This window comes from Leptospira vanthielii serovar Holland str. Waz Holland = ATCC 700522, from assembly GCF_000332455.1.
Taxonomy (GTDB): domain Bacteria; phylum Spirochaetota; class Leptospiria; order Leptospirales; family Leptospiraceae; genus Leptospira_A; species Leptospira_A vanthielii.
The window spans coordinates 26,240-41,214 of sequence record NZ_AOGY02000062.1 but is presented as its reverse complement, the minus strand read 5'-3'; the positions used below and the strand labels follow the sequence as shown (position 1 = coordinate 41,214).

The following is a 14,975-nucleotide window of genomic DNA, read 5'->3' as shown; positions in this document are numbered from 1 at the left end:
TAGAATATCGGCCCCCAGTACCTTCATTATTGATAGTCAGTGAGACCTTTTCGTAAATCTCGTTCTGGAAAAATTCCCAAATTTTCGAAGGATTGGGAATCATAAATGGCCACCGATTCTAACAAAGGTTGGAGGGGGGAGCCATGGAAGGGTTTTCTTTTTACGTAAGACAGAAAGCGGAAAACCAATTCCACAAGTTTTGCCCAAAATCCACCCACAGGAATGGGGAAAAGGAACTTTCTTGCGATCCCGAGCTCCTGAAAGGTCCGCACCACTTGGTTTACTGTCACAAACTCGGGGTGAGAAAATACATACACAGGTCTCGGCGACTTCCCACTTAACGTTTGTTTGGTCCATGCCGCTAAGGCATTGGTTGCATCCTCAATATGGAGGAGAGATTTTTTGCGATTGGATGAAATGAATGGATACACACCTCGTTTTGTGAGGGACCGTAGTTTGGATATAAAACTTTTTGTCCCTTGGCCATAGATACTCGCCATTCGAAATATAGAGTAGGCCTTACCCGAATTTAATACATAATCTTCTGCCAAAGCTTTAGTTTTAGCATAGATGGTGGTTCCGAACCTTTCGCTATTGATGTTTAAGTCGATTTCTTTGGATCCATAAACAGAAACAGAACTTACAAATCCGAAATGGGGTACATTCTTTGATTTTGCAAATTCCACGAGTAGTTTTGTAGAATTAACATTAATTTGGTGGTAGATTTCTTCAGTGACTTTAACTCCAGAAACAACAGCCGCTAAGTGGAGAATTAAATCGATAGATTCTGGAATCAAAAATTCTTCAATTGTGTGAATGGAGGCGAGATTCCTTTCATAAAACTTAAAATTTTTATGGAACCGAATGGAATCGGGAAAACTCGCATAGTTTTTGCCAATGGCTATGATCTTATAGTCTTCTATCAAACCGGACAATAATCTTTTACCTAGAACACCGCTGCCTCCAGTGATGAGTATTGTTTTTGTCATACAATAAATACCATTTGAAACCACCCCACCATAGCACCAAGTGCCGCACCTACTAAAATTAATAACAATTCATCTTCTTGAAACGCAGATCGTAAAATGGATTCAAATTCTTTAGGCGGAAGGGCTGACATACGGTCTCCCATCATCTTTTCAATTTCTAAGGCCTCACCTAAATACTCTTCTAAGTGAAACGATTTTTCCACGGCATTGTCTGCCATTGCTACTGCGATCCTTTCTTTTGCTGCATCAAACTCTTCTATTTTTCCGGAGGCGTATAGTGCTGGTTTTGCAAGGAAGGTAATTGTATCCACATGTTGGATCACTTCTTTTCGAATAATAACAATGATGTCATTCGATGCCTTGCCAAAAATTAGTTCTGAAAGAATGTTTTTGGGAGTCAGAATTTTTTCGCTTACTAGTTTTGCATAAAGTCTAGAAACTTCGGACTGTCTTTTTAAAAACAAACCTTGGTAAGTAAAAATTCCTAAAAACTTTTTGGGAAGTAGGGGGCGAAAAATCATCTCTAACGCGAGATAGTTGGTAAGATACCCTACAATCACACCTTGGATGGGAAGAGTCCATGGCACGGGAAAATAAACCATAAAAACCATTTGGACAAGACCTAGTAAAAATCCAAAATAAAATCCAGACCTTTCAATGAATCGAAACTCAGGGGCCCCCACTTCTTTAAAAAGTTCGACAACAAGACCGACATTATTACCGGAAAGTTTTTTTAAAACTAAGGCCTTTACATCAAATAAAGAATCAATATCTCTTTGGAGTTTTCGAATCACCTTTCGGATGGTGACCCCACTTTCCCTTTTGACCTTGTGGTAAATTTCTTCTCGGACCAATTCGGGAATCATGTCCCAAAGTTTGGGATCGAGAGTGTCTGAAAATTCCCTCATCGTATAGCGAATGCTAGACTCTAAGGCCGGTAAAAAAACCAATTCTGCTTTTTTCGGATCTACCTTTAAAAATACTTCCCTGATATTGAGAAGGCGCTCCGTGATCACATCAACGGACTTACTGGCCATTTTATGGGCCTTTCTAGGAATGATGCCTTGCCAACCCAAATAGGGTGGAATTCCGACAAACTGGATCGGGTAAAAGGTCATCTTGAGGGCAAGCCAGTTCGTTACCCAACCCACAAACCCGTAAGTAAAGGGAATCATAAGGAGTTTCCACTGTTCCGGTGTCATCCAATTCTCCCACATATTCGGCTTTGAGTAGGCTAAAAAAGTAAGAGCAAGGGCAATACAAATTCGACTCTGGATGCTATTTTTCCCTAATTTCAGTAAGATTTGTCTATTTTTTGCCGATAGTCCTAAAAAAGATTTGATTTGTGTACGGAAACGGACTACAAATGGTACACTTCGGCAGCACTTAGGTATTTCCCGAAGGGTATTTGAAAAACTGTGGTTCGGCCACAAAGCGAATTTTGATTAGAGGGTAGGTCTAGGCGCGTTCGAGGAATTTTCACCATTCTCGTTCTCATTTCTTTAGTTTTTGTGGGCTGTTCTCGGAAAAAGAAATCGATGCCATTCTGGTTCCTTTTGGGTTCTGGTGGTGCGGTAGCTGATTCCAGCGGTGGTCTTGACACTCCTCCCGACTCTAATGGTGTTCCCCTTCCTACTCCCGGTGGTTCTATCGGTGTCACAGATCCAGATGAAGTTCCTGGTAACAATTCTGAACAAGAAGTTCCAAACCATGGTCCAGCTCGTGTGATCGGTACCATCGTTCCTGTGGTTTCGGGTGTTCCTGCCAATATCGTTTGTGGAAACCCTGGAGCGCCCCAATCTCCTGGATGTATTGATCTTACTTTAATCTCTGTTAGAATTGAGGTTGCCAATGGAGAGACAAACACTCTCGTTGCAGCGACTTATGTTGGTCCCGATGGAAAGTTTCAGTTTGATTTAACTGACCTTCCCAATAATAATTACCGTGTATTGATTAATACAGGATATGGACTCAATTATACATACCAAGACTTTTCTTTCGTTTTTGATCCTACACAAAATCCTTATACCCTAGTCAATGTGGGAAATCTTCTCGCTGAACGTTTGTACTACGGTCAAGGTCCGGCTCAGTTTACGGGTGTTGTCACAAGCCCTGGATTTTCTGGTGGTGGTGTCACTGTTCCTGCAGGACCCATTGTTGGAATCACTGTATCCGTTTTGGACGCCAACGGAAACACAGTAGGAACTGGGGTGACCAATTCCAATGGATCCTATGTTATTTCTATCAATCCATTACCTAACGGAAATTATACGGTTGTCTATTCTGGAGATTCTGTAGAAGTTTCTGGCCAACCTTTTTCCAATACAACAGAGTTCATTCATTTTACCTTTCCTGGAACCAACCCAAACACAGTGGCACAAGTTGATTTGGGAGAAACAAGTCTTCCTTGGATGGCAGCAACGGAAAGTGACCTCCACCTAACGGGAAATATTCTTAATAGTGCCATTATTTCCGATTCCACCACAGTGTTCACAATCAAATTAAAGAACGAACAAGGTGCTGTTTTACAAACGGTGCAAATTACGGGGAATGGAAGTTTTGCTATTGAAGGCAGTTATCTTAGCAATGGTGTGTATTACCTAGAAGTATCCAATCCTGTTTTTTATACTGTCTCTAGATCCTTTTTATTTACGGCTTCTCCGACAGGGGGAACCAAAAATGTAGCTCTGGCTGATCCGATCTACATCGTTGCAAAACCATCTTTTGTCACCGGCTTTGTTAAAGATGCTAGCGGAAACCATGTGGCAGGAACTGTAATCAACGTAAAACCTTCGGCAAACCAATCCCCATCTCGCCTTTTGTATTTAAAAGATGATCCCAAATTAGGAAATGCCATCAAACTTTGGATTGTAGAGGCACTGAGTGCAGTGGCCGCAACTAACTGTTCCTTAAACCAAACAGGTTCCATTTGTTCATGTGCAGTAAATCCAACTGCTTCTTGTTTGGCGACAGTGCAAGGATCTGGTCCTTGGGCCTACCAAACGTATGGAAACAAACTTTATGAAGTAAATCCAACAACCAAGGAAGTTTCGTTTCTTGGGGCAAGTGGTCTTTGGGCTTATTATATTTCGGCTCCTGGATTTGAAAATTACTGCGGATCTAATCTCTCTCCTTGTTCTTCCTATCCGTTACAAGTGAGTTTGAATGGTGGTAACTTCAATGCGGGAACGATTTCATTGACATCAATTGCAGCTCGTTCCCAAATCCTTGGATCCATTTCCATTCGAGATACTGCACCAACCGCGAGTGCCGTTCATACAAACCAATCAGGACTTTTTGTCGTATTACTTGGAAACACTTCTCTAGACGGATCTAGTCTTGCTCATATCACCACAACCTCTGCGGGGCAGTTTAGTTTCGGTGGTGGTTCTTATGTGGTGAGTTTGCCTGCGATTCTTCCGGTTCCTTTTACCAACGATGAAGCGGGTCGTGTGGGTTATGCCTTATACCAATTGGGTTCTGGCCTTGCGACAACTCTCTCGCAAACACCTGGTGTGGCTCGAACAAATGATAACACGGCTTCTGTTGATATCATCAATGGAGACGAATATAATTTCCGCCAAAGTTCCTACCAACTCATCGTTGCGGACCGAGTGGCTCCCACTTACCAATCCAGTTATTTATCTTCTGCTAGCCTACGTGTAGACACCTCTACTGTTGCTACAAACCAATATGCATCTAGTCCCGCAGTGTTTCCTGTGAATGGAATGGTCATGCACAGTCCAAGAGCTACTGTAACTGGTGTTGTCACTGATGCCGTATCCACTCAAAATGTAAGTGGTGCCACTGTGACTCTCGGCCGATTGGTCGGTGGAAATTTTACTGCTGATGTGCGTCGGGACTGTTCGGGTGGATTTGATTCTCCGAATTGTTCTGTTTCTTCCGCAAGGACTTCCGGTTCCGACCAAGTGGTTGGATCTGTCACTTCCCAATCAAACGGAAGTTATAGTTTCCCTTTCCTTTCTCCTGGTTCTTACCAACTGCGTGTGGAAAAAAATGGGATCACCACTTACTTCCCAGTAGAAGTAGGGACTGGTGGTGGAACTGTGGTTGTCAACACACCAGTCATTACAAACGATGGTCGTGGCCATCTAACAGGGTCAGTACGAACTCCTGGTGGATTTTCTTTCCTCGGAACTTATTCCTTAGAAATTGTAGATCCGAATGGGGGAACTTTACGTCCATCGGCTGGGGTACAACCGACTTCCATTGCCACGGGAGCGACAATTTTTTCCAATGCCAACCAATACACAATTTTCAATATCAACGCAGGTCGTTGGAAGGTTCGTTTTGTTTCTGCTGGTTACCAAACAGTCGAAGGAATTGTAGATATCCAAGCAGATGTCACCACAAATTTTGATATCATTACTTTTGTTCCGGGAAGCCAAACCAGTGGATCCATTTCCGGAAGGGCTTTGTCGGCACTCTACAACACTGGAGTTTGTAACCTAACGACACGCATTCGACCAGGAGTGAACGTGAAGTCTGGTCCTTATGCAATTGATGCCAATGGAGTGACCATAACTTCTGTCAAAACATCTACCGACGGTTCTTATGTGATTCCATCGGTTCCTCCAGGTAACTATACTTTGGAAGTATCAGGTGCAGGAAAAAGAGGGGATTGTTCTTCGGTTCAGGAAAGTTATTTAACTACTTACCGAACCGTAGTTTCTGCAGGATCAGAAACACCGGCAAACCAAAACATACTTGTGACTCCGATCCTTCCTGAAAATGAAATGCGAGTGGTGCTTTCTTGGGGAGCCAAACCTCGTGATTTGGATTCCCATTTGCAATATGGAAACTCTGCGAATGATCGAATCGTTTGGAATAATAAAACTCCACTCGGTGCGGGGAACGGAAGTTTGGATTACGATATCACAACGGGATATGGTCCAGAAACCATCACTCTCCAAGGATCTGTTTGGAACCAACCCAATCGTTATTACAGCATTTACAATTGGTCTGGGGAAGCCCTTATGGGGATTTCTGGGGCCAATGTTCGGATCTTTAAAGGAAGTGTAGGAGAGGTGAGAAACTATTCCATCGCACCAAACCATTCCAATCGTTGGTGGAAAATCTTCTGTATCGCACAAGACAAATCCATTTCTGATGTGGGAACGGCAGGTTGCACGGCTTCCAATTTCATTGAAAGATCGATGTATTCACGTTAGTTGGTATGTTAGGAAAGGACAGTAACGGAATACTGTCCTTTTTTTTCGTTTACTTGAAGGTCCAAATCGTAGAGATCCGATAGATTTTTGTCCGTGATTACTTTGTTTTTAGCTCCAAAACTGATTACCTTTCCCTCTTTCATTAACAATACTTTGGAAAAGTCTTCTGGAATTTCTTCAATCCGATGAGTGATAAGAATCCTTGTTAGATGAGGGTTATTCGTTTTTAATTGCGATAGTGATTTTCCAAAATCAGTCCTTGCTGTGATGTCTAAGGTGGCTGTCGGTTCATCCAAAACGAGAATTTCTTTTCCCACACCAAAAGCACGCAAAAGTAAAACCTTCATTTTTTCCCCAGAAGAAAGTGTGGAATAGGTTTGGTTGATTTTATGACCAAGGCCAAAAGAATGTAACAATGATTCTGCGGTGTTGTGTTGTTTTTCTGTTGGTTCTTTGTATAGGCCAAGGGTTCCAATCACACCGGTGAGAACCATTTCAAAAGTAGAGAGCCTTTGTAATAAGGATTCTTGGTGGCCTGGTTGTACCATCCCAATTCGATTTTGTAATGGTGCCATGGGTGTTTCACCATACATTTCCCCAAAAGCAGAGATGGTACCTGTTGTGGGCCAAGAATAACCGAAGAGGAGGTTGATAAGAGTTGTTTTTCCGGCACCATTGCGGCCAATGATGGCAAGAGAATCTCCTTGGTTTAAGGAAAAATTAATGTTATCTAATATCTTTTTGTCGTTTCTAACAAAAGAAACAGAATCAAAAAGAACCACTTCATTCATTTGATTTTTTGAATAGGAGTTCGATTTTATTCACTGCGGCAGAAAACACATCGATATTATCTAAATTAAACTTTGCGAGTAGATTTTTATCAATCGCATAGAAACCTTTTTTTTGTTCATGGTAATCGGCCATCATATTGGCCATATAAATTACTTCTACCAGGTCACGTAATTCTGCTGGAGCCAAAAATGGTTTGTGGTGGTATTCAATGGCAACACGAAGGTCGAGAGGGAATTCCCATTTTTCAGCAAGAAGAGCACCGAGTTGCGGGTGGCTCAGTCCAATCGCCATCTCTTCTAATAGAGTTGAGTTTCCAGAATCTGCCCCTCTTTGGTAGGTTTCAATTTTTTTGAAAAAACCACGGTCCACAGAAAGTAAAAGAAATTTTCCGATATCGTGTAACAAAGCACTGACGGCAATGATATCAGCAATTTTATTTGTGTGATTGTTTTCCGTTGCTAGATACCGTGCGTAATAACTGCAACGGCTGGAATGGTCCCAAACATCCATCATTTTGCCGTATTGCCCATCCATAATTTTGCGAACGCCTGAAACATAGAGTAGGTTTCGTAAATTTTTCAGACCCACAACCTTAACAGCTTGTAAGATGGAACTGACTTGACTTCTGTTAGCAAAAAAAGCTGAGTTAGAAAGTTTGAGTAGGTCCGCCGAAAGAGCAGGATTTCTTTCAATTTCTTGAGAGATCATGTGTAAGTCAGAATCTGGATTGTTACAAAGTAAAATGATCTTTGTAAGAGAATGCGGTAACGGAGGGAGACCGTCAATTTCATTTAAGAGTTTTGTTTTTAGGTCTGTTTGAATTTCTACTGGAGTTGTCACTTCCGGGACAGATAATGTAGCGCGTGTTATTTTGTCGTTTGTAAAGATTTTGAATTTTTCAGAACCAATTCCGGAATTTTTCAAAAGAAGTTGGATGAGTACTAATCCTAAACCAGCTGACTCTGTACTGTCCGAAACGTCTGTGAATGCATCAGAAAGGTCATTGTAGTTTTTGGCAACTTCGATCCTTCGGTTAACTCGTGCTAATTCTTCTTTGGTGATGGGAGCGTTGTTTTCAACGGCAAAGTGAATGGATTTACCCTCCACTTTCATAAGAAGGCTTATGTAGTAATTTCCACCGTCTAACCTGCCCAATTGTTCGTTCCATTTCATGATGATATTTTCTTGGAATCGGGACATTCCTTTTGCATAATCACCTGAGTTTTGGATGTCTAAATTTTCACGGTTAAAGTAATCGCGTTTTGCATTGGCTTTGTTGGCATTCATGAGGAGTTCTTTTAGGACAGTGAAAATTACTTCCACTAAATAGAGTTTGTCCATATACCCCATTACATGGACAAGTAATGCGTATATCTCCTGATTTTGTTCTTCGGTAACAAAGTAAAAGTTAATTCTGGATTCTTTTGCGGTTTCTAACTGAGAGATAATATCTTGAAAATTCACAAACGCTTTTTCCCGTAACACTCTTATATTTTAATTTCTTTTGGACGCAATAGATATTTTTTTCGCATCCGATTTCTATTTTGTCCCAGGGGACTTGTATAGTGATTACAACAGTGGAGGAAATCACTATGGATATGTTAGACCAAATGAATTTGCATTTACTTATGCAAGAGAGATTGGAAAAAATTTTAGAGGATATGGAAAGAAGACCTAAGGGAAAATCCAAAAAAACAAAAGTTTTTGACCGAATTCCCGCCAACAAAGAACAAGCAGAGTGGAATCTACAAGAAATACCGGTTCTATTTGGTGCTTAACTTAGTGAAAACCGCAACCAAGTGTTGAGAGTTTTCCTATGGATGATGCCGGATTGGTCTTGGTTGGCCCACTTTGCCAGATCCGCTAATAATGGGGGAAAACCCTGAAAAGATTGCAAAGAATGTGTATTGTCGCTCTTTGTTTGGAAACTTTTTTGTTTGGATTCGGAGAGAAACTGAACTCCCGATAAAGATTCCTTTTTGCGAAACTCTTCCCATGCAATTTGATTTTTACCTTTTCGTTCACCAGAATACAGACGTTTGGTGGTAAGTTCTAAACTTTTTTTCCGATTGGTTTCCGGTAGGTAAAACCTTTCATACCCTGTCCCCGCACAATGGGATTTCCCTCGCTCCGCAAGGTAACTCACCCCGCTTACAAAAACCTCTCTATCTTCTATACTGTTTGTAATCGATAAAACCATTCCGAGTAAATTCAAACTGGCATTGGGATAATGGGGCCATTTTTGCTGACTCAGTTCTCGAAATTGGTGCTCCAAAATTTGATCCAGAGGGTGTCCTGTATTCACTAAGATTTTAGGATTCGGTAGATCAAAAATATAGGTCGATCCACCTAACCAAGTCAAGATGGGTATATGAGGAGGAATCTCTAATAAAAAATGATAGGCCGTACCTCGGCCAGAATCAAAAGAAACAATATAATCGGGAATTACCCCATGGAACAGTAAATATCCGAGGGCAGTGTCGCTTGCAAAAATAAGCAAGGATTGGCGTTCTGTTTGGATGGTTCCCAGATCCAATTCCAAACCCGGACTTGCTCCCACAAACAAAACCCGCATTTTCTTGGAGGAGAAGGATTGGAACCATTCAAATTTTTTTCCCTCAGCGAGTAGGGACATTCGGTTTTTCAAATAGTTATGTGTCCACAATCTCCGGAAATGTTGGATTGTGTTTTGATTGACCCCATCGGAAACAAACTGTGATTGAAAACCATTTCGGCATTCTCCAACCAGTTCAGGAAAAATTCGTTCATAACCGGGGCTTAGATACAAACTCCACTTGGAAAGAGTCAGGTTTGAGGTGTTTTCAATGTTTTGGACTTTGGTTTTTAATTCTAACCAGTTAGGGGATGTGCCTGTAATAAAAAATACCGACAATCCTTTGGTTTTTGCCAGATTTTCTAGATTTTGAACTTCTCTCTGGAATTCGCTCAACTCATAAATCTCTTTGTGTGGCTCCCAAAAAACAACGATTAGGTGATGATTCGGATCTTCTAGGTAAGAACGGAGAATGTGTAAGGCGCCAACACCAAGGATAACAGGAATGGAATCGGAACGAAGTCCAGATAGAAATCGGGAAGCCTCCTTTTCAGGGGAGACTTTCGAATGTAGATAAAAATTGTCGGAAGTTTGAAAGTTATAGAGAAGTTTGTTTTGAAAGTGAGGGATTAGAGGAATGGGAGTAACCTCTTAGTCCTCTTCTTCCTCATCAGCTTCCGCTTCGTCATCAGAGTCGTCGTCGAAATCGTCATCATCGTCGTCCTCTTCTTCTTCCTCTGCTTCATCACCAAATTCATTCTCAAAACCATCTTCTAGTTCTGGTTTACGAGCTTCTTCTTCAGGGATAAAATCTTCTTCGATATCTTCTTCTGCATGAGGAGCAAAAGATGCTCCGGCAGTGGAAGTAACTCCCGCCAGTTTGTCTTTTTCTGCTTGGAGAATGGCTTTTTCTTCAGAGGAAAGGTATTTCCACTGAACCATATTATTTGTAAGTGCGTATAATGCTTGTACCGTTAATTTACGGTTTTTTAATTTTTTAGGGAGAGTGATTTTATCAATTTTATCGATCGTGCTGAAACCAGCCACGCAAGTTTCGTATTTTTTTTCCCGGCAAAGTTCTATTAAGGATACGATATCGAAGTCTTCTTTATGCGATTGGCTCATTTTCTTTGATTCCCTGATGGAAGAGAGTGGAATGTTAGACCAGGTTGAGGGGCAGGGGTCAGATGTCAAGGTAAAGTTCGAAAACGGGCTTTACAGGCGTTCTCGTAGTCCAAACCATGGGGAAGGACCGTCAAATAAATGGGATTTATGAAAGCCTCCCTCATCTTAACTGTTAGTTTATGTCTCATTAGCTGTGCCCCTGCGAAATCCTCCCAATTTGGAGAGGAGTCTTGGGTCGGACTTACCGCCAGTGGTGCCGAAATTTCTTTTTCCCGTTTGGAAAAAGAGGAAATTGCACTCAATGTTTACTCTCCCGATTGTGTCCCTTGTTGGAAAGAGATCCCGGCACTCAATCTTTTACATGCTGAAATCGAAACTCGGTTTCCTTCCAAAGTTTTATACATGGTTGTAGATCCTTATCAAATTGTTCCAGACATCACCGACGAGCGTCCGTTTGGTGAAGTATACAAGTTAGCAAAAGAAAGGATGGAGAGCGAAGTCAAAAACAGAAAGATACAAGTTCCTATTGTTTTTATGAAACCACCTTTCCGTGTGAAAGAAGGGGGACTCATTACGGGAACACCGGAGACAATGCTTTTTGTCACAAAACCTATGCGTTTGTATTATAATTTTTTAGGATCGATTTCGGAACAAACATCGGTAGATGCCATTCGCAAAGATGCCAAGTTCAATTTCTTTCGATACCAATTTGGAATGGAATCATTATGAGGGCAGTATTCATAAGATTTATCGATTGTGAAGGCCCGGGGATATTAGAACCGATACTACGCGAAGCGGGATACCGGATCAGTTATCAAAACGCCTATGACAGACGAATTCATTTGATACCAGAAATTCATTTGAATTTTGATTTGATTATTATGTTAGGTGGGCCTCAGTCCGTTGCAGATCCAGCGGAACAAGAATTTTTTAAACCATATTATGATATCGTAAACAATGTGGTTGCTTTACCAAACAAAAAATTAATAGGGATTTGTTTGGGTTCGCAAATTATTGCAAAGGCGTTAGGTGCAAATGTTCGTCCTGGAACAAAAGGCCCGGAGACAGGATTTTCTGAACTTCAAGTTCTAAAACCAGAACATCCTATCTTTAAAGGCATAGACAAAGAATCCATTATGGCATTCCACCTTCATGAAGATATCTTTGATATTCCCGTGGGTGCAGAACATTTACTTGCCAGCGATTTTTATGCTAACCAAATGTTTTCTTATAAAAACAAAATTTTTGCTTTTCAAACTCATTTGGAACCAACTTTAGAAATGCTCCACGTTTGGCAGTCGGTTCACAAAGAGTTTATAACAAAAGGGACTGGCGATTTTTCTGAAATCGCAGTCAAACAAAAAGTAATGGCAGAAAGCGCCAATACGATATTTCGAAATATTATAAAATTATAACGGACTCGGTATGTTTCAAAAAATATTAACAATTTTATTCGGCAGTAAGTATGAAAGGGACTTAAAAAGACTAAATCCCATTGTAGATGCTATTAATTCTTTTGAGTCGGCAATCAAAGCGATGGACGATGAAACTTTATCTGCACAAACAATAAAGTTTAAAGAAAGGTTAACAGCCGGAGAAACGTTAGATGATGTTTTGCCAGAGGCATTTGCTACGGTCCGTGAAGTTGCCTACCGAACTTTGGGGATGAGGCATTTTGATGTGCAGATGATGGGTGGTATTTCCTTACATTGGGGAAATATTTCTGAGATGAAAACGGGTGAAGGAAAAACATTAACTTCTACCTTACCAATTTATCTAAATTCCCTTTCTGGTGAAGGTGTTCATGTTGTCACAGTGAACGACTATTTGGCGAAGCGGGATGCGAATTGGATGCGCCCTGTATTTGAATTTTTAAAAGTTTCCGTTGGGGTGATCCAACATGATATGGACTATGAAGAGAGAAAAGTAGCTTACAATTCAGACATCACGTATGGAACCAATAACGAATTTGGATTCGATTATTTACGTGATAACATGGTGAGTTACAAAGAACACCGTGTACAAAGGCAACATAACTATGCAATTGTGGATGAGGTGGACTCCATTTTAGTGGATGAAGCAAGGACACCTCTCATCATTTCTGGTCCTGCGGAAGAATCTACGGACAAATATCTCAAAGTAAATAAAATCATCCCGAAACTCATTGAAGGGGAAGACTTTGAGATTGATGAAAAAGCAAAAAACGTAATTTTATCGGAAGCGGGTGTACATCACGTGGAGGAACTGTTAGGTGTTGAAAACTTATACCAAGCTGAAAACATTGAACTCGTTCATCACGTACAACAAGCGTTAAAAGCCCATAAGATCTTTTATAGAGATAAAGATTATGTAGTTCAAGATGGCGAAGTCATCATCGTGGATGAGTTTACTGGTCGATTGATGAAAGGTCGAAGGTATTCTGATGGATTACACCAATCCTTGGAAGCAAAAGAAGGTGTGGCAATCGCTCGTGAATCACAAACCTTAGCATCCATCACCTTCCAGAATTATTTCCGTATCTATAAGAAGTTATCTGGTATGACGGGAACTGCAGATACGGAAGCAGAAGAATTCAAAAAAATCTATAGTTTAGATGTCATTGTGATTCCTTCCAATTTAAAGATACAACGCCAAGACATGCCTGACCGTGTTTATAAAACGGAACGTGAAAAGTTTGATGCCGTTGTCAAAGACATCCAAGAAAAAGTTTCTCGAAAACAACCGGTGTTAGTGGGAACAATTTCGATTGAAAAATCGGAAGTCCTTTCGAAACTTTTAGTTTCTCATGGCATCACCCATAATGTGTTAAATGCAAAACAACATGAAAGAGAATCGGAAATTGTAGCCAATGCGGGTCGTCCTGGTGCCATTACGATTGCAACCAATATGGCGGGTCGTGGAACGGATATTGTACTTGGTGGTGCACCGAAATACAAAGAAGATTTGGAAAAATTAGATGAACTTTGTGATTCTTTAGGAATTAAAGCCAAAGCAGAATTAGAAGTTGTATGTAGTTTTCGGGAACACTTGATCAAACAAAAGTTTGAAGAAGCGGAATCCAAAATATCAGAAATCCGTAACGAAAACATCAAAAAAGAATGTAACAAGATTTTAGCAGAAGCTAAAAAATGGAAAGTAGATCATGACTTTGTGATTGGCGCTGGTGGTTTACATATCATTGGTTCGGAAAGACATGAATCCCGTCGAATTGATAACCAACTTCGTGGGCGTTCCGGTAGACAAGGGGATCCTGGATCTTCTAGATTTTATTTATCCTTACAAGATGATTTGATGCGAATTTTTGGTTCGGATCGAATTGCTCGTATTATGGACACGCTGAAAATGCCAGAAGGTCAAGAGTTGGAACATAGTATGGTTTCAAATGCGATAGCTCGTGCACAAAAACGTGTGGAAGGCCATAACTTTGACATCAGAAAACACTTGTTAGAGTATGATGATGTGATGAACCGCCAAAGAATTTATATCTATGGCATCCGCAATGAACTTTTAGACAAAGGAAATATGTCCAGAACCATTGTTGATTTCTTTGATGAGGTAGTTGAGAACCAAGTTATTTTATATTGCGAAGGTAATAACGTGGATGCTTGGGAAGTCGACTCACTTAATGAGTGGATCCAAAGTTTGGGGATCACAGAAACTATTGATCTAAAACAATTCAAAAAAGAATCGAATCCACAACTCAAAATATTCGAAGTTGTATCCAAATTAGTAAAAGAATTGTATGAGTTCAAAGTTTCTTCCATTGGAGAAGAGGTTTGGCGATCGATCGAAAGAAATGTATTTTTGGATATTTTGGACCATAGATGGAAAGAACACCTATATGCCATGGACCATTTAAAAGAAGGAATTTGGACTGTTGGTTACGGCGAAAAAAATCCTTTGATTGAATACAAACTCCAAGGTTTTAAGATGTTTGACCAGTTGGTTGAAAACCTTAAGAACGAAGTAGTTTCCTTCTTATTAAAAATAGAAGTGACCGAATCTGATCGCAACCAAGATGAATCCTCACCGAAAGAATACAAAAAGATTGGCGAGGAACAAAGGGCAGAAGTGGATATGTTTGGAAATGAAATCAAATCCAATAAATCAAAACCTCAAGTGTCTTCCACAACAAGTTCTGGTGGCGGATCTGAGAGAAAATCCAGCCGTCGAAAGAAATAGAAAGTAATCACTTTCGCTAAAAGAAAACTAACAAACCAACTCTTACAATGAGTGTTCTGCTCCTTGGTGAGAGTTGGGTTTTCGAACTTTGATTTGAGTTTGGGATATGAATTCTTTCGCAATTTTGATTCTATTCAGAAT

11 protein-coding genes are annotated in these 14,975 nt (G+C 40.6%); 5 read left to right on the top strand and 6 right to left on the bottom strand.

Features of this window, described 5'->3' with window-relative positions:
• Positions 1-26 precede the first annotated feature (26 nt).
• Positions 27-989, bottom strand: a complete 963-nt coding sequence (locus LEP1GSC199_RS14025; protein ID WP_002986389.1) for an NAD-dependent epimerase/dehydratase family protein — start codon at positions 987-989, stop codon at positions 27-29.
• Positions 986-2,164, bottom strand: coding sequence for a DUF445 domain-containing protein (locus LEP1GSC199_RS14020; protein WP_039926949.1), 1,179 nt, complete (start codon positions 2,162-2,164; stop codon positions 986-988). Before LEP1GSC199_RS14020 ends, LEP1GSC199_RS14025 begins: the two co-directional genes overlap by 4 nt.
• Positions 2,165-2,527: 363 nt before the next feature.
• Between LEP1GSC199_RS14020 and LEP1GSC199_RS14015 the strand changes: the two genes are divergently transcribed.
• Positions 2,528-6,181 (top strand): hypothetical protein, encoded by a 3,654-nt coding sequence (locus LEP1GSC199_RS14015; protein WP_002986471.1) that lies wholly within the window; start codon positions 2,528-2,530, stop codon positions 6,179-6,181.
• Positions 6,182-6,189: 8 nt separating this feature from the next.
• Here LEP1GSC199_RS14015 and LEP1GSC199_RS14010 read toward each other — a convergent pair whose 3' ends face one another.
• Together LEP1GSC199_RS14010 and LEP1GSC199_RS14005 are read right to left on the bottom strand one after the other, a co-directional pair.
• Positions 6,190-6,972, bottom strand: coding sequence for an ABC transporter ATP-binding protein (locus LEP1GSC199_RS14010; protein WP_002986486.1), 783 nt, complete (start codon positions 6,970-6,972; stop codon positions 6,190-6,192).
• Complete coding sequence (locus tag LEP1GSC199_RS14005) at positions 6,965-8,437, bottom strand: HDOD domain-containing protein (protein WP_002986351.1); 1,473 nt, start codon at positions 8,435-8,437, stop codon at positions 6,965-6,967. The genes LEP1GSC199_RS14010 and LEP1GSC199_RS14005 overlap by 8 nt, the downstream gene beginning before the upstream one ends.
• A gap of 101 nt (positions 8,438-8,538) precedes the next feature.
• Here LEP1GSC199_RS14005 and LEP1GSC199_RS14000 point away from each other — a divergent pair, with 101 nt between their 5' ends.
• Complete coding sequence (locus LEP1GSC199_RS14000; protein ID WP_232420791.1) at positions 8,539-8,751, top strand: hypothetical protein; 213 nt, start codon at positions 8,539-8,541, stop codon at positions 8,749-8,751.
• Here LEP1GSC199_RS14000 and LEP1GSC199_RS13995 read toward each other — a convergent pair.
• Together LEP1GSC199_RS13995 and LEP1GSC199_RS13990 are read right to left on the bottom strand one after the other, a co-directional pair.
• Positions 8,748-9,923 (bottom strand): 6-hydroxymethylpterin diphosphokinase MptE-like protein, encoded by a 1,176-nt coding sequence (locus tag LEP1GSC199_RS13995; RefSeq protein ID WP_002986464.1) that lies wholly within the window; start codon positions 9,921-9,923, stop codon positions 8,748-8,750. The genes LEP1GSC199_RS14000 and LEP1GSC199_RS13995 overlap by 4 nt on opposite strands.
• A 255-nt stretch (positions 9,924-10,178) precedes the next feature.
• Positions 10,179-10,652, bottom strand: coding sequence for a hypothetical protein (locus tag LEP1GSC199_RS13990; protein ID WP_002986558.1), 474 nt, complete (start codon positions 10,650-10,652; stop codon positions 10,179-10,181).
• Between the two features lie 147 nt (positions 10,653-10,799).
• Between LEP1GSC199_RS13990 and LEP1GSC199_RS13985 the strand changes: the two genes are divergently transcribed.
• The 3 genes from LEP1GSC199_RS13985 to secA are packed head-to-tail and all read left to right on the top strand — an operon-like array spanning position 10,800 to position 14,834.
• Positions 10,800-11,381, top strand: a complete 582-nt coding sequence (locus LEP1GSC199_RS13985; protein WP_232420790.1) for a hypothetical protein — start codon at positions 10,800-10,802, stop codon at positions 11,379-11,381.
• Entirely contained in the window at positions 11,378-12,067 is a 690-nt protein-coding gene (locus LEP1GSC199_RS13980) for a type 1 glutamine amidotransferase (protein WP_002986380.1), read from the top strand. The genes LEP1GSC199_RS13985 and LEP1GSC199_RS13980 overlap by 4 nt, the downstream gene beginning before the upstream one ends.
• A gap of 10 nt (positions 12,068-12,077) precedes the next feature.
• Complete coding sequence (secA, locus tag LEP1GSC199_RS13975) at positions 12,078-14,834, top strand: preprotein translocase subunit SecA (RefSeq protein WP_002986526.1); 2,757 nt, start codon at positions 12,078-12,080, stop codon at positions 14,832-14,834.
• The last annotated feature ends 141 nt before the right edge of the window (positions 14,835-14,975 follow it).